This is a genomic window from Microvirga alba, assembly GCF_015694465.1.
GTDB classification, from domain to species: Bacteria; Pseudomonadota; Alphaproteobacteria; order Rhizobiales; family Beijerinckiaceae; genus Microvirga; species Microvirga alba.
In genome coordinates this window covers 416,194-435,223 of record NZ_JADQDO010000002.1, presented here as the reverse complement: position 1 = coordinate 435,223, position 19,030 = coordinate 416,194, and the positions used below count along the sequence as shown (strand labels likewise).

21 protein-coding genes are annotated in these 19,030 nt (G+C 64.4%); 11 read left to right on the top strand and 10 right to left on the bottom strand.

Annotated features, from left to right (window positions below):
- Positions 1–19: 19 nt before the first annotated feature.
- Positions 20–931: a M10 family metallopeptidase C-terminal domain-containing protein gene (locus I2H38_RS06360; protein WP_196270978.1), complete on the bottom strand. Its 912-nt coding sequence runs from the start codon at positions 929–931 to the stop codon at positions 20–22.
- Between the two features lie 449 nt (positions 932–1,380).
- On the opposite strand from I2H38_RS06360, the gene I2H38_RS06355 reads away from it, so the two are divergent.
- The 6 genes from I2H38_RS06355 (at position 1,381) to I2H38_RS06330 (ending at position 6,868) form a co-directional block, all read left to right on the top strand.
- Positions 1,381–1,662, top strand: coding sequence for an acyl carrier protein (locus tag I2H38_RS06355; protein ID WP_196271335.1), 282 nt, complete (start codon positions 1,381–1,383; stop codon positions 1,660–1,662).
- A gap of 154 nt (positions 1,663–1,816) precedes the next feature.
- Positions 1,817–2,278, top strand: a complete 462-nt coding sequence (locus I2H38_RS06350; RefSeq protein ID WP_196271334.1) for a 3-hydroxyacyl-ACP dehydratase FabZ family protein — start codon at positions 1,817–1,819, stop codon at positions 2,276–2,278.
- Entirely contained in the window at positions 2,278–3,402 is a 1,125-nt protein-coding gene (locus I2H38_RS06345; protein ID WP_196270977.1) for a beta-ketoacyl-ACP synthase, read from the top strand. Before I2H38_RS06350 ends, I2H38_RS06345 begins: the two co-directional genes overlap by 1 nt.
- 10 nt (positions 3,403–3,412) lie before the next feature.
- Entirely contained in the window at positions 3,413–4,684 is a 1,272-nt protein-coding gene (locus I2H38_RS06340) for a beta-ketoacyl-ACP synthase (protein ID WP_196270976.1), read from the top strand.
- Between the two features lie 98 nt (positions 4,685–4,782).
- Positions 4,783–5,529 (top strand): SDR family NAD(P)-dependent oxidoreductase, encoded by a 747-nt coding sequence (locus I2H38_RS06335; protein WP_196270975.1) that lies wholly within the window; start codon positions 4,783–4,785, stop codon positions 5,527–5,529.
- A 316-nt stretch (positions 5,530–5,845) separates the two neighbouring features.
- Positions 5,846–6,868, top strand: a complete 1,023-nt coding sequence (locus tag I2H38_RS06330; RefSeq protein ID WP_196270974.1) for a zinc-binding dehydrogenase — start codon at positions 5,846–5,848, stop codon at positions 6,866–6,868.
- 180 nt (positions 6,869–7,048) lie between these two features.
- Here I2H38_RS06330 and I2H38_RS06325 read toward each other — a convergent pair whose 3' ends face one another.
- Positions 7,049–8,152, bottom strand: coding sequence for a glycosyltransferase family 4 protein (locus I2H38_RS06325; RefSeq protein ID WP_196270973.1), 1,104 nt, complete (start codon positions 8,150–8,152; stop codon positions 7,049–7,051).
- 126 nt (positions 8,153–8,278) lie between these two features.
- On the opposite strand from I2H38_RS06325, the gene I2H38_RS06320 reads away from it, so the two are divergent.
- Genes I2H38_RS06320 through I2H38_RS06310 form a run of 3 tightly spaced genes read left to right on the top strand, consistent with a single transcriptional unit; the run spans position 8,279 to position 11,216 of the window.
- Positions 8,279–9,448, top strand: a complete 1,170-nt coding sequence (locus I2H38_RS06320) for a glycosyltransferase family 4 protein (RefSeq protein ID WP_196270972.1) — start codon at positions 8,279–8,281, stop codon at positions 9,446–9,448.
- A gap of 54 nt (positions 9,449–9,502) precedes the next feature.
- The gene (locus tag I2H38_RS06315) at positions 9,503–10,447 is read left to right on the top strand and encodes a lipid A biosynthesis lauroyl acyltransferase (RefSeq protein WP_324617354.1); all 945 of its coding nucleotides are present in this window, start codon (positions 9,503–9,505) and stop codon (positions 10,445–10,447) included.
- Positions 10,448–10,475: 28 nt separating this feature from the next.
- Positions 10,476–11,216 carry a DUF1223 domain-containing protein gene (locus I2H38_RS06310; RefSeq protein WP_196270971.1) on the top strand — a complete coding sequence of 247 codons (741 nt, stop codon included), beginning with the start codon at positions 10,476–10,478 and terminating at the stop codon, positions 11,214–11,216.
- Here the strand turns inward: I2H38_RS06310 and I2H38_RS06305 are convergent, their stop codons facing one another.
- From I2H38_RS06305 to I2H38_RS06295, 3 genes are read right to left on the bottom strand one after another with little or no spacing between them, the layout of a single operon-like run.
- Positions 11,217–11,825 (bottom strand): TPM domain-containing protein, encoded by a 609-nt coding sequence (locus tag I2H38_RS06305; RefSeq protein WP_196270970.1) that lies wholly within the window; start codon positions 11,823–11,825, stop codon positions 11,217–11,219.
- 1 nt (position 11,826) lies between these two features.
- On the bottom strand, positions 11,827–12,681 hold the full coding sequence (locus tag I2H38_RS06300) for a TPM domain-containing protein (RefSeq protein WP_196270969.1): 855 nt from the start codon (positions 12,679–12,681) through the stop codon (positions 11,827–11,829).
- A gap of 4 nt (positions 12,682–12,685) precedes the next feature.
- Positions 12,686–13,288, bottom strand: a complete 603-nt coding sequence (locus I2H38_RS06295; protein WP_196270968.1) for a LemA family protein — start codon at positions 13,286–13,288, stop codon at positions 12,686–12,688.
- 144 nt (positions 13,289–13,432) lie between these two features.
- On the opposite strand from I2H38_RS06295, the gene I2H38_RS06290 reads away from it, so the two are divergent.
- Entirely contained in the window at positions 13,433–14,074 is a 642-nt protein-coding gene (locus I2H38_RS06290; RefSeq protein WP_196270967.1) for a LysE family translocator, read from the top strand.
- Positions 14,075–14,117: 43 nt separating this feature from the next.
- On the opposite strand, the gene I2H38_RS06285 is transcribed toward I2H38_RS06290, so the two are convergent.
- From I2H38_RS06285 to I2H38_RS06270, 4 genes are all read right to left on the bottom strand, one after another.
- The gene (locus I2H38_RS06285) at positions 14,118–14,597 is read right to left on the bottom strand and encodes a hypothetical protein (RefSeq protein ID WP_196270966.1); all 480 of its coding nucleotides are present in this window, start codon (positions 14,595–14,597) and stop codon (positions 14,118–14,120) included.
- A gap of 137 nt (positions 14,598–14,734) precedes the next feature.
- Positions 14,735–16,087 carry a 23S rRNA (adenine(2503)-C(2))-methyltransferase RlmN gene (gene rlmN / locus I2H38_RS06280; RefSeq protein ID WP_196270965.1) on the bottom strand — a complete coding sequence of 451 codons (1,353 nt, stop codon included), beginning with the start codon at positions 16,085–16,087 and terminating at the stop codon, positions 14,735–14,737.
- 165 nt (positions 16,088–16,252) lie between these two features.
- Positions 16,253–16,930 (bottom strand): invasion associated locus B family protein, encoded by a 678-nt coding sequence (locus I2H38_RS06275; protein ID WP_196270964.1) that lies wholly within the window; start codon positions 16,928–16,930, stop codon positions 16,253–16,255.
- A gap of 497 nt (positions 16,931–17,427) precedes the next feature.
- Positions 17,428–17,766: a YkvA family protein gene (locus tag I2H38_RS06270; RefSeq protein ID WP_229426606.1), complete on the bottom strand. Its 339-nt coding sequence runs from the start codon at positions 17,764–17,766 to the stop codon at positions 17,428–17,430.
- 138 nt (positions 17,767–17,904) lie between these two features.
- On the opposite strand from I2H38_RS06270, the gene I2H38_RS06265 reads away from it, so the two are divergent.
- Complete coding sequence (locus I2H38_RS06265; RefSeq protein WP_196270962.1) at positions 17,905–18,690, top strand: SDR family NAD(P)-dependent oxidoreductase; 786 nt, start codon at positions 17,905–17,907, stop codon at positions 18,688–18,690.
- 3 nt (positions 18,691–18,693) lie between these two features.
- Here I2H38_RS06265 and I2H38_RS06260 read toward each other — a convergent pair whose 3' ends face one another.
- Positions 18,694–18,996, bottom strand: a complete 303-nt coding sequence (locus tag I2H38_RS06260) for a 4a-hydroxytetrahydrobiopterin dehydratase (protein WP_196270961.1) — start codon at positions 18,994–18,996, stop codon at positions 18,694–18,696.
- Positions 18,997–19,030: the final 34 nt, after the last annotated feature.

Genomic DNA, 19,030 nt, shown 5'->3' with positions numbered 1-19,030 from the left:
GGGCTCTCCGGCGTGGCCCTCAAATGACCAGAAAATGGCTCTGGGAGAGGGCAAGGCCTGCCTTGACCGTGGCGAACAGGATCTGCGCGGCGCTGCCGCTGCCATCGGGATCGTAGGAGATCGCGCCCGTCGCAGCGTCATAAATAATGCGATCGTCGCCATCCTGCGCCGTCGCCCCAACGCAGAATGCAGCGGCGGACAATGCGCCTGCCCCCAGCGCGGAAAACACCGCCTGATTGAGGTGGATCATGTCGTCCTTCACGCTGAAGTCGGTGATCGTGTCCACATTGGCGCTGGCGTCCAAGGCCGTGCTGAACACGAAGGCGTCCTTTCCGGCTCCGCCGGTCAGCCTGTCGTTGCCGAAGCCCCCGTCCAGGGTGTCGTCGCCCTTGTTGGCGATCAGAACATTGGCGACCGCGGATCCGTTGAGCCGGTCATTGCCGTCGCCGGTGACCAGATTCTCGATCGAAATCAGCACGTCCTTGCCTTGGCCGGTATTTTGAGCCTTCGTCGTGGCGAGGCTGACCTTAATATTGGTGTTTCCAAGGAAATAGGCGGTGTCGTTGCCGCTACCGCCGTTCAAGGTGTCGTTGCCGCTGCCGCCATTGAGAATGTCGTCGCCCGCGCCGCCATAGAGCTTGTCGTTTCCGGCCTCGCCCGCGAGATAGTCATTTCCGCCGTTGCCGTAGAGCCTGTCATTGCCCATCCAGCCGTAATAGGCGTTGTCTTCCGAGCCACCCCTGAGCACGTCGCCGCGCTCGCTGCCAAAGTAGGGGCTGTAATTCGAGCCGCGCGGGATGCCCGAAAATGTCGGGAAGCCCAAAGCCACGGCATGGTTATTGTAGTTCTCGGCGTAATCGACCACGAGAATCGGGCTCACGGCCTCGAGGCTGACGGCCCAAATCGATTGTTCTTTAGGAAAATCTACCATTGTCGCGGTCCGAATTAGAAAGGTCTGAGACGCCAGGCTGGGAAACGAATGGGCTTTTGGTGATACGGAAAGGCATTAGCAGGTTATAGTTACTTAATAACATTATTGATTGCAAGGATATACGGTGAGCGACAACGTCGTTGTCGCCGCGTTAGAGCAACCTGAGGTTTATGACTTGTGGTCCTCTTCGCTCAAAACGAGGGCGGCCTGGGGCTGAAGCTTAAGATCTTCCCAAGAGGAAGAACCGATCTCGCATGGTCGAGCGGGGTTCGCGTCGAGATCCCGACGCACAGGCCAAAGTCATCCTATCAGTTGCCGCGTTGCGACCTGTCGTGTAAGGGGTGCGTTTCGAGACATCCTTCTTTGACGTGAAGAGCGGCAGAAGATCGGGCTTTCAGGCCGGGCAGCGCCGCACCGTCGAGACCACGCATTTGCAGGAGAGCGGCGCTATGTCGTCCACCTATGAGACCGTCGCCGGCATCATTTCCGAGACCGCCGACATTCCGCGCGAGCAGATCACGCCGGAAAGCCATGCCATCGACGATCTCGGCATCGACTCGCTGGCCTTCCTCGACATCGCGTTTGCCATCGACAAGGCTTTCGGCATCAAGCTGCCGCTCGAGCAGTGGACGCAGGAAGTGAACGAGGGCAAGGCTCCGGCCGAGGAATATTTCGTTCTCAAGAACCTCGTGGCGCGCATCGACGCGTTGATCGCCGCGAAGGCCGCTTAAAAACACCGCGCATGTCGCACCCCGGCGGGCTGGCTTTCGAAGCCGGCTCGGAGAGGCGATCCATCAAGAGCTTGCCCTCGTGGATTCCTTGATCCTTGCTTGACCCGGCCGGGGCGACATGGGCAGGTTCACCAGGAAGTGGTTCGGGATCCGGATGCGCCTCGAATATTTTGAAATGATCGATCGGGTGACGATCCTCGACCGCGACGCGAAGCGGATCGAGGTGTCGTCGACCGTGCCGATGGAAAGTCCCGTCTTCGAGGGACATTTCCCCGGACATCCTCTCGTGCCGGGCGTCCTGCTCACCGAGACCATGGCCCAGGCCTCCGGCTATCTCGTGCTGGGCCTGATGAACTTCACCCACATGCCGTTCCTGATGGGCGTCGACAAGGCGCGCTTCCGCACCTTCGTGGGTCCGGGCACGGTTCTGACCGTCACTGCGCAGCTGGAGCACGAGGGCTCGGGCTATGCGGTGACGAAAGCCAAGATTGCCGCCGAGGGCAAGCCGATCTGCGACGCGGAGTTGCGGTTCAGGATCATGCCCTTTCCTGAAGGCATGGATGGCCTCATGCGGGCGCAGGCGCGCCGTATCGGCCTGTTGACGGAGACCGCTTGATGCGTGACGTCGTTGTAACCGGCATTGGCCTTATCTCCTGCGCGGGCGAGGGCGTGGACGCCCATCTGGCGGCCCTGACGACTTCATCCCCGCGCACGGACCTCGAAACCTTCGCGCCCTATCCGGTGCACCCGGTGGCGGCACCGGATTACGACAAGCAGATAGCCAAGAAATCCGACCAACGGCAGATGGAGCCCTGGCAGAAGCTCGGCTGCTACGCGGCGGGCCTCGCGCTCGAATCCGCCGGGGTCAAGGAGGACGCCGCCCTCAAGAGCCGCATGCACCTGATCGTGGCCGCCGGCGGCGGCGAGCGGGATTATGCGGTTGACGGGCAGATCCTCACGGGGCTTCGCGGAGCCGAAAACCCGGGCGTGTTCCTCAACGAGCGCCTAATGGGCGACCTGCGTCCGACCCTGTTTCTGGCGCAGCTCTCGAACCTTCTGGCCGGCAACATCTCCATCGTTCACGGCGTGACCGGCGCCTCGCGGACCTTCATGGGCGAGGAATCGAGCGGCGTCGACGCCCTGCGCGTGGCGCAATCGCGCATCGCCTCGGGCCAGAACGACATCTTCCTCGTGGGCGGCGCCTACAATGCCGAGCGCCCCGACGCGCTTCTGATCTACGAAATGGGCGGCTTCCTCTGGAAGAAGCCGCATCGCCCGGTCTGGGACCGCCCCGCTGACGGCGGCGGCCTCATTCTCGGCAGCGGCGCGTGCTTCCTGGTTCTGGAATCCCGCGAGCACGCCGCCACGCGTGGTGCAACGGCACTTGCTTCTGTCACCGGCATCACATCCGACCGCCATCGGCGCGGGCCGGGCAGCGTCGGGAAGAAGCTGCAGGCGCAAGCTGCCGCCCTCGGTGCAAAGCCCGATGTCGTTCTGTCCGGCGCGACCGGCGTGAAGGGTATCACGGAAGACGAACAGGCCGCCTTGAAGGATTTCGCGCCGAACGCGGCGGTCTATGCGACGGCCGATGTCATCGGCCACACCATGGAGGCGCAGGCTCCCGCAGGCGTTGCGATCGCAGCGGCGCTGATCGCGAAGGGACAGGCGTCCGACGCGCTGGTCACGTCCATCGGGCATTGGCGCGGCGAAGGGGCCGTGCGGCTCACCAAGGCGGGTTGAGGAGAACGGCATGGCTCATGACAAACAAGGCCGTCCGCTCGTTGCCGTCACCGGCATCGGCGTGGTCACCTCCATCGGCCAGGGCAAGGACGACACCTGGGCCGCGCTGACGGCGGGCAAATCCGGCATTCACCGCATCAACCGTTTCCCGGTCGATGGCCTGCGCACCACCATCGCGGGCACCATCGACAACGTTCAGGTCGATCCCTTCTGCGCGCCCATGCTCTCCGAGCGCCTCGCCGTTCTCGCGGCCGAGGAGGCGGTGGGGCAATCGGGATTGGCGACGGCCGACTTCCCGGGGGCGCTTTTCATCGCCGTGCCGCCGGTCGAGATGGAATGGCCGCAGCGCGAGGCGCTGGCCAAGGCTTCCGGCCAACAGGGCGACGTGACCTATGCCGATGTCCTGAAGGCCGCTTCCGAGGGCCGGTTCAAGGCGTGGCACGATCTCTTCATTTTCGGCACGGTCGCCGACCGGGTCGCCGACAAATTCGGCACCAAGGGTTCGCCGATCTCGCTCTCGACTGCCTGCTCGTCTGGCGCGACCGCAATCCAGCTCGGCGTCGAGGCGATCCGGCGTGGTGAAACGGATGCGGCGCTCTGCATCGGCACCGACGGCTCCGTGAACCCGGAATCGTTGATCCGCTTCTCGCTGCTCTCGGCGCTCTCGACGCAGAACGACAACCCGGACGCGGCCTCAAAACCCTTCTCGAAGAACCGCGATGGCTTCGTCATGGGCGAGGGCGGCGCGGCGCTTGTTCTGGAGAACGCGGAATCCGCCAAGGCGCGCGGCGCGACAATCCTCGGCTATGTGCTCGGCTGCGGCGAAAAGGGCGACGGCTTCCACCGCACCCGCTCCAGCCCGGACGGTGCGCCGGGCATCGCGGCGATCCGGGACGCGCTTTCCGATGCCGGCCTGTCGCCCGACGACATTGGCTATATCAACGCCCACGGCACCTCGACGCCGGAAAACGACAAGATGGAAGCCATGAGCTGCACCGCGGTGTTCGGCGAGCGCATGGCCAGCCTGCCGATTTCGTCGAACAAGTCGATGATCGGGCACACGCTGACCGCGGCGGGCGCGGTCGAGGCGGTGATGTCGCTTCTCACCATCGCGACGGGGCGCATTCCGCCGACCATCAATTACAACGTGCCGGATCCGGCGATCCCGCTCGATGTGGTGCCGAACGTGGCGCGGGATGCTTCCGTCAATTACGTGCTCTCGAACTCCTTCGGGTTCGGCGGCCAGAACACCTGCCTCGTGTTCGGGGCGGAGCCGAAGTAACGCCGACCGCTGGTCTTCAACAAACGCGCCATCCTGCGGTGCGCCCCACCTTAAATCCTCCCCATAAGGGGGAGGGCACTCTGTCGGAGCATTGATCCATGACCCGTGTTTTTGTGACAGGCGGCGGCAAGGGTGTCGGCGCGGCGATCGTGCGGGCGCTGGCCGCTTCCGGCCACGACGTGGATTTCACCTATCGCTCCTCGGGCGGCGCTGCGCTTGAGCTGGCCGATGAGCTGATGACGGCGCACCCGGGCCGCTCCATCAAGGCGCACGCGCTCGATCTCGCCAACAAGGCGGCTTTGGAGGATTTCTGCGAGAGCATCGAAGCCGAGACCTTCTTCGGTTTCGTGCACAATGCCGGCCAGCCTTACGACGCGCTTGCCGCCATGATGCAGCAGGACAAGGCCGAAGCCGCCATGCAGGTGAACTTCTGGTCCATGACTCGCATCGCCAAGACCCTGATGCGGAACATGATCCGTGCGCGGGCCGGACGCATCGTCGCCATCGGCTCCGTCGCCGCGCTCCAGGGCAACCCCGGTAACGCGGCCTACGCGGCCTCGAAAGGCGCGCTCCTGTCCTATTGCCGCACGCTCGCCATCGAGACGGCCAAGCGCGGTGTGACCGTCAACGTCATCGCTCCGGGCTTCATCGACACGGACATGATGGCCCCTTACGCCGCCTATCGCGAAAACATGGAAAAGCAGATCCCGGCCGGCCGCTTCGCCAAGCCGGAGGAAATCGCGGGGCTTGCCGCCTTCCTCATGAGCGAACCCGCCGCCTACATGACCGGCACGGTGCTCCCCCTCGACGGCGGCCTCACCTCGATGATCGGCGTGCATCGGTAAAGTCCTGCCCGTCATCCCGGCGAAGGCCGGATCCATAGCCTCTGTCGCAGCGCGATGAGGCTCCGTCGGCGGATATGGGTTCCCGCCTACGCGGGAATGACAATGTTGCGGTGCTCGCGCCTCATCCTGAACCCGACTCCAGATCGCCTCCAGCGTAAGCCATGGCACTGAGAGAGCTGCAGAGCTTGTCATCCGGCAGCCCGCGCTTTAATCGCCTTGGCTCAAGTTTCATGTCCATCCCCCGGGCTTGTCTCGGGATCTCGTTTCGAGAGGCTTCCCCGTGAAGCCCGGAAAAGACCGTCAAGGACCCCACCCCATGCGTGCCCTTCAGCTTTTCGGCGACCGTGACCTTCGCATCACCGAGATGGACGCCCCGCCGCCTCCGGGCTCCGGCGAGGTGCAGATCCGCGTGAAGGCGTTGGCGCTCAACTATCTCGATGTCTGGGGCTTTCGCGGCATGGCGTTCGCCAAGCGCAAGATGCCGCAGGCGGTGGGCGTGGAAGCCTCCGGCGAGATCGCGGCCGTGGGCGACGGCGTCACGAAATTCAAGGTCGGCGACAAGGTCACCATGTATGGCGCGGAGACCTGCGGGCACTGCAAGGCATGCCGTGAGGGGCGCGACAATCTCTGCGAGAACGTCGCCGGCATCATGGGCTTCCATATCGACGGCTTCGCGCGTGAACTGATCAACCGGCCCGAGCGTCTCGTGATCCCGGTACCGTCGAACGTGTCTTTCGAGGACGCGGCCTGCGCGCCCATCGGCTTTGGCACCGTGCAACACATGCTGTTCGACAACGCCAAGCTGGAGCCCGGTGAATCGATCCTCGTCCACGCGGGCGGCTCCGGCATCGGCACGGCGGCGATCAAGATGGCGAAGGCCATCGGCTGCGAGGTTTTCACCACCGTCGGCGACGACGAGAAGGGTGAGAAGGCCAAGGCGCTCGGCGCGGACCATGTCATCAATTACCGCACCGAGCGTTTCGAGGGCGAAGTTCGCCGCCTCACCAAGCGAAAAGGCGTCGATGTGGTGTTCGAGCATGTGGGCGTCGACACCTGGAATGGTTCGCTTCTCTGCCTCAAGCGCGGCGGGCGGCTCGTCACCTGCGGCTCGACGTCGGGCATCTCGACGACCATGAACCTGATGCAACTCTTCCAGCAGCAATACCGGATCTTCGGGTCGTTCGGCTGCAACATGCGCAACATCACGGAATCGCTCGACAAGATGGCGGGCGGCATGTCCCCGGTGATCGATTCCGTCTTCAAGCTCGACGATTTCCAAAAGGGGCTGGAACGGCTGGAAAGCCGCAAGGCTTTCGGCAAGATCGTCGTGACGTTCTAAGGGTGCTCGAAGTTCGACGACCGTCATTCCGGGGCGAGCGTTCGCGAGCGCCCGGAACCCAGAAACGCTGACCTTTTCGGAAGAAACGCAGTCTTTTCCGTATCGTCGTCTTTGGAAACGTCGGCGCTTATGGGTTCCAGTCTCCGCTTCGCGGCCCCGGAATGACAGTGGCGGGTGCCGTTATCCTTTCACCACACTCTCGATGACCTGCGCCGTCTCGGCGGCGCGGGCGTCCCAGGAATGGTCGGCGGCGATCATGCGGGCCCCGGCTGCGCCGAGCGCGTCGGCCTCAGCCTGATCGGCGATGAGGGTCCCGACCGCGCGGGCGAGCGCCTCCGGGTCGCCGGAGGGAATCACCAGACCGCCCGGCCCCTGGCGCACCAGGTCGGCCATGCCCTTGAAATCGCTGACGATCACGGGTCGGCCGCAGGCCATCATCTCGAACAGCTTGAGCGGCGTGATGCCATGCGCGGTGATCCCGCTCGGATCGACGGTGGGCACCAGCGCTGCGACCGCGCCGCGAATCAGGGCCGGAAGCTCTTCCTGCGGCACCCGGTCGAGCCACGCCACATGGGGCGGCGCGTCCATGATGCGGGCTTTCAGGCTGGGATCGACCACGGGGCCGGCGAGCAGCAGATCGACGCCTTCCGGCCACACGGGTGATTGCACCGCATCGAGCATGACCTCGACGCCGTGCCAGCGGGTCATGCCGCCGAAAAACAGCACATAAGGGAGGGTCCGCTGCGTCTTCGGCCCCTCGGGCCGGAAGCGCTCCGTGTTCGCGCCATTGCCCACATGATAGGCGCGGGTGTGTCCCGCTTCCTTGGAGCCCCATTCGACGAGTTGCGGCGTGACCGCGATGAGCGCGCTCGCCCAGCGATATTGCTGGCGCTGCATCCACGACAACACGCCCTTCAGGCGCGCGAATCGCGGATGGGTGACGAAGGCCTCCGCATAGACGCCGTTGATTTCCTGAATCGTCGGCTTGCGCAAAAGCCACGCTGCCAGGGCGATGGGGAAGGCGGCGAAATGCGAGCGGAAATAGACGATGTCGGCCCGGGGCAATCTGGTAAGCGAGCCCAGGATAACGCGGGCATAGCGGCCCAGTTGTCCCGCGAGGTTGCTGCGGGCCTCGCCGTGCTCCGCCTGCAGCGTGACGTCGTAGCCGCGTCTTGTCAGACCGTCGCAGATCTCGTGCACATGCGTCGCGGCGGCGCTGCCGGCGACGATACGCTCACAACAGATATAGAGGACGCGGTGTGTGCTCGAAGTGGTCAGGGACAATCTCGCCGCTGCAAAGGGTCCGGCGTTGTACAAACTTGCCGTCTGGACGTCGAGTGCTTCACGTTAGGTCACTGGACAATGTTGCCAGCAGGGTCTATCGCCCCTGCCAAGGATTATTGACCGTTCATGCGCATCGCCGTTCTCGATTTCCACCCCCTTGCCAGCGATTCGCGCGTGTTGCGAACGGCCGAGACCCTGCATCAGGCGGGTCACGAGGTGCTGCTGGTCGGCTACGGTCCCGCACCGAGCGGCGTGGCTTACGGCGTGGCCCTGCTGCCCGATCTGCCGTCGCCCTTCGCCATTCGCGCGGGCATTCTTCTGCGCCAGGCTCCGGCGAATTTTCTGCCTGCCTCCTCGCACGCCTTCTACTGGCTTCATGAGGGCCGCCGCCGCGCCCGCAAGATTTTGCGCGCTTTCCGCCCGGATGCGGTCCACGCCAACGATTGGAACACCCTGCCGCTGGCTCTCGACGCCAAAGCGGAATGCGGGTCGCGGATCGTTTACGACACCCACGAAATGGCAATTGCCGAATACGAGCACAGCCTGAAATGGCGCCTCGCCGCGCTTGCCCACGTCAAGACCATCGAGAAGCGCGGCATCCGCGCCGCCGATGCGGTCATTACGGTCAGCCCCGGCATCGCCCAGGCGCTGACGGAGGCGTATCCCGGCCTCGCGGTTCCGGCGGTCGTTCGTAATGTGCCGGATTCGTCTCCCGCGCCATACCGTCCGGTCGGTTCTTCCATCGCGGTTCTCTTCCACGGTCTCCTGCGCGACAATCGCGGGCTGGAGGCCGTCATCGATTCCGTTCCCCTCTGGCGCGACGAATTCCGCTTGATCCTGCGGGGATCAGGAGCTCCGAACTATCTCGATGGCCTGAAGGCCCGGGCCGAGTCGAAGGGCGTGGCGGATCGCATCCGGTTCGAACCCTCTGTTGCCCCGCGCCATGTGGTCTCACAGGCTTCCGAGGCTGATATCGGCCTTTGCATCCTGCCGGATTCAAGCCGCCACAACCGCTTCGCCCTGCCCAACAAGCTGTTCGAGTACCTGACGGCGGGTCTGGCGGTCATCACCTCGCCCCTTCCCGACATGGCTGAAATTCTGGGGCGTTATGAATGCGGCCGCCTCACGCCGGTCGACGAGGTCGCCATCGCCGACGCCCTCAACGGCCTCGACCGCCCGGCCATCGACCGGATGAAACGGCAGGCTCTTGTCGCCGCCGACGCCTTGAGCTGGACGCGGGAGCGCGAGACGCTGATCTCCGTCTACGACAAGCTGCCGCGCGCCTCCGGCTCTTGACGCGGCGCAGAAGTCGCGGAAAGAGGCGGTCTGTTTTCACGCCAGGACGAATTTGTGGCCCATCACACCCAACGCTCCCGCAGCCTTGCCTCGCGCCTGACCGAAAGCGTCATGGTCGGATTCGTGCGCGGCGTCTTCGCCGTGGCGCGGGCGCTCGGCCCGGAGCGCTCCGGGGCGGTCGGCGCGGCCCTGGCGCGGACGATCGGGCCGCTGCTTCCCGCGCACAAGACGGCGCTCGCCAATATCCGCGCGGTCTATCCGGATAAGTCGGATGCCGAAGTGCGGGCCATCGCGCGTGGCGCATGGGACAACCTCGGTCGCACGGGCGGCGAATATCCGCATCTCGGCAGATTGTTCGATTTCGACCCGGACAGCACCGTTCCCGGCCGCACGGAAGTCGACGGCATCGAGCATTTCCTAAGCCTGCGGGACGACGGCAAGCCCGGCATCATCTTCTCCGCCCATCTCGCCAATTGGGAATTGCCCGCCATCTGCGCCGCCCGGTTCGGGCTCGACGCAACGGCGGTGTTTCGGGCGCCCAATGATCCCGCCATCGCCCGCGTGCTGCACGAGATCCGCAGCGAGACCATGGGCGGTCTGGAGGCGGCGCGCCAGGGCGCGGCCTTCGCCATGCAGGGCGCTCTGGAAAAGGGCGGCCATCTCGGCATGCTCATCGACCAGCATTTCACCCGGGGTGTGCTGGTGAACTTCATGGGTCGTCCGGCGCTGGTGAACCCGATCCTGGGGAAGTTCGCGCGTCGCTTCGACTGCCCGGTCCATGGCGTTCGGGTGATTCGCCTGCCCAACCATCGCTTCCGACTCCAGCTGACCCCGCCGCTCGATCTGCCCCGCGACGCGGACGGCCAGATCGACGTGCAGGGCGCGATGCAGGCGATGACCTCCGTCGTGGAGGGCTGGGTGCGCGAAAATCCCGAGCAATGGCTGTGGATGCACCGACGCTGGCGCGTGCCCGCTCAAGGTAAAGTGAGTTCCCCTTGAGCGCGGTTTCGTGTTCCATGGCGTCATCATGGGTTCACGCCTGAAATATTATCTCGCGGCTGTCGCTGTTGCCGCCGCTGTCATGCAGCCTGCTTGGGCCGAGCCGCCGCGCGCGGTCGTCGAGCTGTTCACGAGCCAGGGCTGCTCGTCCTGCCCGCCGGCGGACGCCGTGTTGGCGGAGCTTGCGGGAAAACCCGACATCGTCGCCCTGTCCTTCCCGGTCAATTACTGGGACTATCTCGGTTGGAAGGACACGTTGGCGCATGCGGCCTTCACCGAGCGGCAGAAGTCCTATGCCCAGGCCCGCAGCGACCGGCAGGTCTATACTCCGCAGATGATCGTGAACGGCACGAAGCCCTGCATCGGCTCGGACCGGGCGCGCATCGAAAGGTCGATCCAGGAAACGACCGCGGGCCGCACGCATCTGCCTGTCGATGTGGAGCTGAAGGAGCAGAACGGCGCGGTCACGATCTCGATCGACGGGGCCGTCCAGACCGCGGCGCGCGACGCGGAGGTGTGGGTGCTTCCTGTCCTGCGCGCGAAGACCGTGCCCATCGGCAGGGGCGAGAACGGCGGCCGCACCGTGACCTATGTCAACGTGGTGCGCGGCATGACCCGCGTCGGCGAATGGCGCGGCGGCTCCGCTCGCTTCGAGGTGCCGCTTGCCGCTGCGCGCGGCGATGCGGATGGCTATGTCGTGCTGCTGCAGACCTCGACCGATGACAGGCCCGGCGTCATTCTCGGAGCCGCGAAGAGCCGCGGCCTCTGATCAGAGCACGATCACCTTGTTCGGTAATTCATCCACGTCGTCGGCTTGCGGCGGCGCGTGTTGGGCGAGCAATGCGCCCGCACGTTGAATCGCCTCGAACAGCCCGTCGCTGATCCGGCCGTTTTTGATCGCGGTGGTGAGCGCGTCGATGATCTCTTGCCAGGCCCTCGCCTCGACCCGGTCCGCGATGCCCGTATCGGCGATGATCTCGGCATGGTGCTCGGCCAGCGCGACATAGATCAGCACGCCGGTCCGTCCCCGGGTGCGGGTCAGTCCTCGGCCGATGAATTCCCGTGCCGCCGCCTCGCGGGCGCGGGTGCGCTTGATGAAGCGCGGAACGAGCGAGAAACGCCGGCTCGGCCAGGACAGAAACAGGCTGAGCAGGAACGCGACCACGAGCTGCACCGAGAAGATGCGCGCGGCGCTTAAATTCGTGATCCAGATCAACGGCCAGGGCGTGAGGAGTGCGCCGAGCAGCGCCCAGACGACCGGGATCGACCGATAATTGCTCGCCTGTTCCGCCACCACCACGACGATCTCGCCCGCCGTATGGCTCTCCGCCTCGCGGATCGCACCGGTCAGGCGGGCATGGTCTTCTGCCGAGATCATTCTACCAACTCCCCGAGGCGCCGCCGCCCCCGGACGAGCCGCCGCCGCCCGAGAACCCGCCGCCGCCGGACCATCCCCCGCCACCACTGGACCAGCCGCCGCCGCCCATCGGAATGATCCAGCCGCCGCCGCGGCGACCGCCTGAACGGACATTCGTGTTGCTGGCATTGAGCATACGGTGGATCGTGTAGACGACGACCAGGAAGAGGAGGAAGGTGATGAACGGATCGATCGGCGTGCTTTCATCCTCGCGAACTTTCGCCCGGCGTTGCCATTCCTCCGCATCGCCGGTCAGGATCGAAAGCATGGCGTCGGTGCCCGCATTGATGCCGCCGGCAAAATCGCCTTTCTGGAATTGCGGCGCGATGGCGGTGGTGATGATGACCTTGGAGAGCGCATCGGTCAGCGCGCCCTCCAGCCCGTAGCCGACCTCGATGCGCACCTTGCGCTCCTTCGGCGCGACGAGAAGCAACGCGCCGTTGTTCTTGTCCTTCTGGCCGAGTTGCCATTGGCGGTAGAGGCGGTTGCCGTAATCCTCGATCTCGTAGCCTTCGAGAGACGGTACGGTGGCGACGACCACCTGATCGCTCGTCTTGTCCTCGTAAGCCTTGAGCTTGGCCTCGAGCGCCGCCCTCTGCTCCGGCTTCAGGAGGTTGGCCGCATCGACCACGCGGCCTGAGAGCGGCGGGAAGGTTTGGGCGAGGGCAGCGAGGGGGATGAGGAGGAGAAGGAGCGCGAAGAGAAGCGCTGTGCACTTTCCCTCCCACCGGATCCCGCAAGCCGCTCCGACTTTCCGACCCTCATCCTCGATCCCTCCCGGTAAGGGGGAGGGACGCCAGCGCGTGATCGCGCCCATTCGACTAGAACTTCACCGCCGGCGGCCGTTCGGAGCCTGCGGTCGCGGTAAAGGTTTCCATGGGCTTGGCGTCGGGATAGAGGACGGCGGCGATCCAGCGGCCGGGAATGGTGCGAAGCTCGGTGTTATAGGCGCGCACGGTCTCGATATAATCGCGCCGCGCCACCGCGATGCGGTTCTCCGTGCCCTCGAGCTGCGATTGCAGGGCGAGGAAGTTGGCATTCGATTTCAGCTCCGGATACCGCTCGACGGTGGCGAGCAGCCGGCCCAATGCGCCGGAGAGCTGATTCTGCGCTTCCTGGAACTGGCGGAACTTTTCCGGGTCGGTCACGGTGGAGGCATCGACCTTGATCTGGCTCGCCTTCGCGCGGGCCTCCGTCACCTGGGTCAGCACCTCACGCTCCTGCTGCGCGAAGCCTTTCACGGTCTCGACGAGGTTCGGAACCAGATCGCTCCGGCGTTGGTATTGGTTCTGCACCTCGCTCCAGGCGGACTTGGACTTCTCTTCGAGGGTCGGCACATTGTTGATGCCGCAGGCGGAGAGGCCGAGGGCCAGACCCAGCCCTATCAGAGCGGCGCGCAGCCGATGAGGGAAAAACCTTGGCATGATCACGATCCTCGATTCACATCCGGCTGAGGCGCAAGTCCCCATGACATGGGGCAACGATCCGGTTTCGCCAAGCGGTTTTTCCGGTGATAGAGTGCCATCAACGCGCACCTCCCCCATTATTGCCACGCTTGGATGAAAGAGATGACTTTCCTGCCCGATCTCAGCACGTTGCTGACCTATTCGCTCGCCTGCACGGTCTTGTTCATCACGCCCGGGCCGGACATGAGCCTGTTTCTCGCCAAGACCATGGCGGGCGGCCGCAGGGCGGGCATCGCTTCGATGCTGGGCGCCATGACGGGATGCTGCTTCCACACCCTGCTCGCCGCGCTCGGCTTGTCGGCCCTGCTTGCCGCCTCCGTCACCGCCTTCATGGTGCTGAAAATCGTCGGCGCGCTTTATCTTTTGTGGCTCGCCATCGACGCCGTGCGGCACGGCTCGGCGCTCAACCTGAAGCAGGACGACAAGGCCGAGGTGTCGATCTGGAGGACCTTTTTCGTGGGTGTCGGGATCAACCTGACGAATCCCAAGGTCGTTTTGTTCTTCGTGACCTTCCTGCCGCAATTCGTGCAGGCGGGTGATCCGAATGCGGCGGAGAAGCTTGTCTTCCTCGGGCTTTATTTCATCGCGCTGACCGCGCCGATGGCAGCCATCATGATCCTGGGCGCGGACAAGGTAATCGCGCTGCTGCGCCGCCGCCCGAAGGTGATGCGGGCGATCGACTATTCCTTCGCCGGGCTGTTTTCGGCCTTCGCGGTGAAAATTCTGGCGACGGCGGCGCGGTAGGCTGCTTTCCCTCCACCCCTGCCGTCCCGGCAAGGGGGGGGAATCAGCGTGGCGCCTGACGGTCTGCGCCGGTGTCCCGTCCGGCGATCAGCCAATAGACGAATCCCGCCACGGCCCCCGTCAGACCGAGGACCAGGCTCACGTGCAGTTCGCCCGGTGAGGCGACGCGCGCCGAGCCACGCAGGATCCATGGCACCGCCGCCGTCAGCACGCCGGTCGCGCCCGCATACCAGAGGTAGCTGCGCGCGCGAATCACTTCGCCCACGATGGCGACGAGAAGGGCCGGGAAGACGAGGAGGGTGAAGATCAGACGCCCGACATCGGAAAGGGCGTCCGCCACGACCGATCCGGGATCGTCCGAGGAGAAGATCGCGTCGAAGAATCCCCAGAACCCGACGAACAGCGTCTCCCCGGTCAGGTTCGCCATGACCGGGTCGATGATGGAGGCAATGAAAAGAAAGAAGCTGCTGGCGCCGATGGCGATGAGGAGCGCGAACGGGATGAGGAGAAGCCAGCGGATCATGGGCTAGCTATAGCACGGGGGCTTTCAATCGTCCGCCTTATTGCAATGACCCAATAGATCCAGCCGCAGATCGCGCCGGACAACGCGGCAAGGGGCAGGAAAAAATGTTTTCCCATGAAAGGGGACGTTCCGTCGTCTTACTCCCCATCCCCCAACGCATACACCCCTTCCGCTCCGATGCCCTGTTCGAGCATCATGCGGGCGCGGGCGCGCAGCTTTTCCGTCTCGCTCTTGAGCTGGCCGCAGGCCGCCAGAATATCGCGGCCGCGCGGGGTGCGCACGGGGGAGGCGTAGCCGGCGCGATAGACGATCTCGGAGAAGCGCTCGATGCGCTCCCAATCCGAGCATTCGTATTTCGAGCCGGGCCAGGGATTGAACGGGATCAGGTTGATCTTGGCCGGAATGCCCTTGAGCAGCTGTACGAGTTTGCGCGCATCGGCATCCGAATCGTTCACGTCCTTCAGCATCACGTATTCGAACGTGATGCGGCGGGCGTTCGACAGGCCGGGATAGGCGCGGCAGGCGTCGAGAAGTTCCCTGATGTCGTATTTGCGATTGATCGGCACGAGTTCGTCGCGCAGATCATCGCGCACGGCGTGGAGCGAGATCGCCAGCATGGTGTTCGCTTCCGCGCCCAAACGCTCTATCTGCGGCACGACGCCGGAGGTGGAGACCGTGATGCGGCGGCGCGAGAGGCTGAGGCCCTCGTTGTCCGACAGGACGCTGATGGCGGCAACCACGTTGTCCGTGTTGTAGAGCGGTTCGCCCATGCCCATGAACACGATGTTGGACACGAAGCGTCCACCATCGGTCGGCAAAAGTCCCTTCTCTTGCGCACCTTCCGGCGGCGTCGCATCCGGCCAGTCGCCGATGCAATCGCGGGCGACCACGAGCTGCGCCACGATCTCGGCGGAGGTCAGGTTGCGCACAAGACGCTGCGTGCCCGTGTGGCAGAAGGAGCAGGTCAGCGTGCAGCCGACCTGGCTCGATACGCACAGCGTGCCGCGATCGACCTCGGGGATATAGACGCACTCAATCTCCGCGCCCTTGTCGAAGGGGCCGGTCGAGGGCATGCGGATCAGCCACTTGCGGGTGCCGTCCTTCGATACCTGTTCGGAGACGACCTCGGGACGGGCGAGCGTGTAGGCCTCCGAGAGCGCCGCACGTAAGGGCTTGCCTACATTGGTCATCTCGTCGAAGTGCTTCGCACCGCGGAAATAGATCCAGTGCCAGAGCTGCGCCACGCGCATCTTCTGTTCGCGCTCGGGCACCCCGATCTTGGCAAGGCTGTCCTTCAGCTCATCACGGGTCAGGCCGACGAGCGAACCGCCGCCGGGAGACGCGCCCGCGACCACATTGATCTCGGCCGTCTTCTCGATCGAGAGAGTCTCTTGCGACAGAGCCTCCTGGCCGGCAGCGCGCGCGGAATCGGTTACGGTCAGCGGGACCGCATTGGGGTTGAGCTTGGCGATGTCGAGCGCCGTCGCCATGGGAAATCACGCCTTGGTTGGAAGGGAACGAGCGGCTCGTATAGCACGATTGCGTCGGAAACGTGAGGGCTCAACGCAATTTCGTACGGGGAGGCCGCAGAGGTCGCCCGTGGGCCTTGAAACACAATGATTCTCAAAGGCGAAACGGCAGCGCTTCGCCTGAAATCACTGTTGGGCGCATTCCTTGCGCGCGCGCTCGAGCGCCGGCCCGAAGCCGTTGAGCGAATAGCGGTCGGTGAGCTGGTTGCCTCGGGCCGATTGCGCCTTCACCAGGACGTTCTGGCCCTTCGACATGGTGGCGATGGCCTGAGTCTCCTCAGCCGGGTTCTTGAGCCACGCATTCGTCGCCTTGGTCAGAAGCGCATAGGATGTGGTGCCGATGGCGGCGTTCGAGGGACCGTTGTCCTTGGCGGCAAAGCCGAGGACGAGCGCGACCTCGTTCTTCACGTTTTCCGCCGGGCGGAAGGACACGAAGAGATAGGCCGGGTCGCGGCTCAGGTTCTTCGGCAGCCGTTCCTTCGGCTGGCTCAGGGCGTAGCAGATCTTCGAGCGTCCGGACTGGGCGGTATAGACGCCCCAATCGCCGTAGGACGCCAGAAGCGCCGCGCCGCCGGGGCCCGTCGCCGCCTGAGCGGGTTTGGCTGCCGTTGCCGCCGCTGCCCCGACCGCCGCGCCCGCGGCCGCAGGCTTGGCCTTCGACGCTGCCGCCGGTTTGGCGGGCGTCTTGGCCGGAGTCTTGGCCTGCGCGACCTGAGTCCGCGCCTGAACAGGCCCGGCCCCGATAAGGAAAACGGCGGAGATGATGCCCGCGGCCAAGCCGCGCTGAAGAGATGCGAGAATCATGAAGCGAAGCCTACACACGAGATGGTTAAGAACTCTTCACCATGTCCGTTAAAGCACGATCCGCCACCGGGGTCTCCGGTTCCCGTGCGGATTGTGCCCCGACAAGGAGGACAGCTGGGGACAGCCCGGGTGAGGAGGGTCCCACCCTTCGACGCACCCGCGCTTGTGCGGGTCCGATGCGTCGAAAAGGTGGCGTGGGAGCGCGATCCATGGGGACAAAAATAAAAGAGGCCGCAACAGCGGCCTCCAGGTGCTTTGAAATGATGATTTTTGGTTCAAAGGCATAAGTGAAAAGCAAGACTCAACGTCTCACGAAAAGAACTATATAACGTATAAAATGGTGACGCAAGAAGATAAATGAGAAAATATAGCGGAATATTTCCTTAGATTCCGCAGAGGAAACAACGTCCAGTTGCCTCGACCCAAGGTTGTTTCGTGTATTCTATCGCCATTACAGGGTGCTTCCCGGTCATCGATTCTCGCGTGCGCGGAGCATGTCAGGCCTGGCTGTGCAAAGTATCCCGCGCCTTTGCGCGATGCTGCTCCGTGATCGAGCCCGAAACCTGCGCGATCGCTGCCGCCAGCACGGCCGCATCATCCGCGAAGCCGATGAGCGGCAGGATGTCGGGGATGGCGTCGGTCGGCAGCACGAAATAGGCGATCGCGCCCATGAGAATCAGTTTCACCCGTCTCGGGGTCGCCGGGTCGGTGGCGCAATAGAAAGCGGCCAAAAGCTCCTCGGCGAAGGGGATGCGGCTTCCGACCCGTTTCAGCTTGGCCCAGAACTTGCGGGTGACGCCTTCCTCATCGCGGACTGCCTGGCGCATGGCGTCCATCTCAGCCTTGCTGAAAGGCTTCGTCAATGCCTCGCTCATGCGGTCTTTCTCCTTCGACAATCTTGCAACAATCTCGTTTGTCCGCGCCGGCGTATATCTTAAAGACATCGCATCATCGCTACGCGCGAGAGGAAACCCATGAAGCTCGACGAATCTATGGCAGCCATTGTCACAGGCGGCGCATCCGGTCTCGGCGGGGCAACCGCCCGCATGCTGGCCTCTCACGGCGCGAAGGTTGCGATCTTCGACCTGAACGCAGAACGTGGCGAGGCGCTGGCAGGTGAGATCGGCGCGATCTTCTGCCTCGCGGACGTGACGGACGAGGCCTCCGTTGACGCGGCGCTCGCGAAGGCGCGCGCGGCTCATGGCGTCGAGCGTATCCTCGTCAACTGCGCCGGCATCGCGCCGGGAAAGCGCACAGTGACCAAGAAGCGTGAGACCGGCGAATTGATCGCGCACGATCTCGCCTCCTTCCGCCGCACGGTCGAGATCAACCTCATCGGCACCTTCGGCATGATCGCCAAGAGCGCCGCCGCCATGGCCGGGCTCGATCCGGTAACAGCGGATGGCGGGCGCGGCGTGATCGTCAACACGGCCTCCGTTGCCGCGCAGGATGGGCAGATCGGGCAGGCGGCCTATGCGGCTTCCAAGGGCGGCGTGCTCGGGATGACGCTCCCCGTCGCCCGCGACTTGTCGGGCTTCGGCATCCGGGTCATGACGATCATGCCGGGGCTTTTCCACACGCCGCTTTTCGAGGGCATCGCGGAGGATTATCGCAAGGCGCTGGAAGCCAACGTGCCGTTTCCCTCGCGCCTCGGACGGCCGGAGGAATATGCGCAGCTCGTCCGGAGCATCGTCGAGAACGACATGCTCAACGGCGAAGCGATCCGCCTCGACGGCGCGCTGCGCATGCAGCCGAAATGAAACTCAGGCCTCGTTGAGGCCCGCCGCGAACTGGTCCATGCGCTGCGCCATCTCGATGTCGCGGCGCGTGAGGCCGTTGGCGTCGTGGGTGGAGAGCGTCACGTCGACCTTGCGATAGACGTTAAACCATTCCGGGTGGTGGTCCATCTTCTCCGCCACCATCGCGACGCGCGTCATCCAGGCGAAGGCGGCGTTGAAATCGTCGAAGATGAAATGCTTGCGGATCGCGTCGCGACCTTCCACGAGGCTCCAGCCATCGAGACCGGCCAAAAGCTCGGCGCGTTCGGAATCACTCAAAGGCTTCATCGCGTTGCTTCCCCTGAACCGTTGACACGAGTGA

Coding starts and splice junctions, on each gene's coding strand:
- I2H38_RS06360 (WP_196270978.1), bottom strand. CDS start 931: ATGGTAGATTTTCCTAAAGAACAATCGATTTGGGCCGTCAGCCTCGAG.
- I2H38_RS06355 (WP_196271335.1), top strand. CDS start 1,381: ATGTCGTCCACCTATGAGACCGTCGCCGGCATCATTTCCGAGACCGCC.
- I2H38_RS06350 (WP_196271334.1), top strand. CDS start 1,817: ATGCGCCTCGAATATTTTGAAATGATCGATCGGGTGACGATCCTCGAC.
- I2H38_RS06345 (WP_196270977.1), top strand. CDS start 2,278: ATGCGTGACGTCGTTGTAACCGGCATTGGCCTTATCTCCTGCGCGGGC.
- I2H38_RS06340 (WP_196270976.1), top strand. CDS start 3,413: ATGGCTCATGACAAACAAGGCCGTCCGCTCGTTGCCGTCACCGGCATC.
- I2H38_RS06335 (WP_196270975.1), top strand. CDS start 4,783: ATGACCCGTGTTTTTGTGACAGGCGGCGGCAAGGGTGTCGGCGCGGCG.
- I2H38_RS06330 (WP_196270974.1), top strand. CDS start 5,846: ATGCGTGCCCTTCAGCTTTTCGGCGACCGTGACCTTCGCATCACCGAG.
- I2H38_RS06320 (WP_196270972.1), top strand. CDS start 8,279: ATGCGCATCGCCGTTCTCGATTTCCACCCCCTTGCCAGCGATTCGCGC.
- I2H38_RS06310 (WP_196270971.1), top strand. CDS start 10,476: ATGGGTTCACGCCTGAAATATTATCTCGCGGCTGTCGCTGTTGCCGCC.
- I2H38_RS06305 (WP_196270970.1), bottom strand. CDS start 11,825: ATGATCTCGGCAGAAGACCATGCCCGCCTGACCGGTGCGATCCGCGAG.
- I2H38_RS06300 (WP_196270969.1), bottom strand. CDS start 12,681: ATGGGCGCGATCACGCGCTGGCGTCCCTCCCCCTTACCGGGAGGGATC.
- I2H38_RS06295 (WP_196270968.1), bottom strand. CDS start 13,288: ATGCCAAGGTTTTTCCCTCATCGGCTGCGCGCCGCTCTGATAGGGCTG.
- I2H38_RS06290 (WP_196270967.1), top strand. CDS start 13,433: ATGACTTTCCTGCCCGATCTCAGCACGTTGCTGACCTATTCGCTCGCC.
- I2H38_RS06285 (WP_196270966.1), bottom strand. CDS start 14,597: ATGATCCGCTGGCTTCTCCTCATCCCGTTCGCGCTCCTCATCGCCATC.
- rlmN (WP_196270965.1), bottom strand. CDS start 16,087: ATGGCGACGGCGCTCGACATCGCCAAGCTCAACCCCAATGCGGTCCCG.
- I2H38_RS06275 (WP_196270964.1), bottom strand. CDS start 16,930: ATGATTCTCGCATCTCTTCAGCGCGGCTTGGCCGCGGGCATCATCTCC.
- I2H38_RS06270 (WP_229426606.1), bottom strand. CDS start 17,766: ATGGACGCCATGCGCCAGGCAGTCCGCGATGAGGAAGGCGTCACCCGC.
- I2H38_RS06265 (WP_196270962.1), top strand. CDS start 17,905: ATGAAGCTCGACGAATCTATGGCAGCCATTGTCACAGGCGGCGCATCC.
- I2H38_RS06260 (WP_196270961.1), bottom strand. CDS start 18,996: ATGAAGCCTTTGAGTGATTCCGAACGCGCCGAGCTTTTGGCCGGTCTC.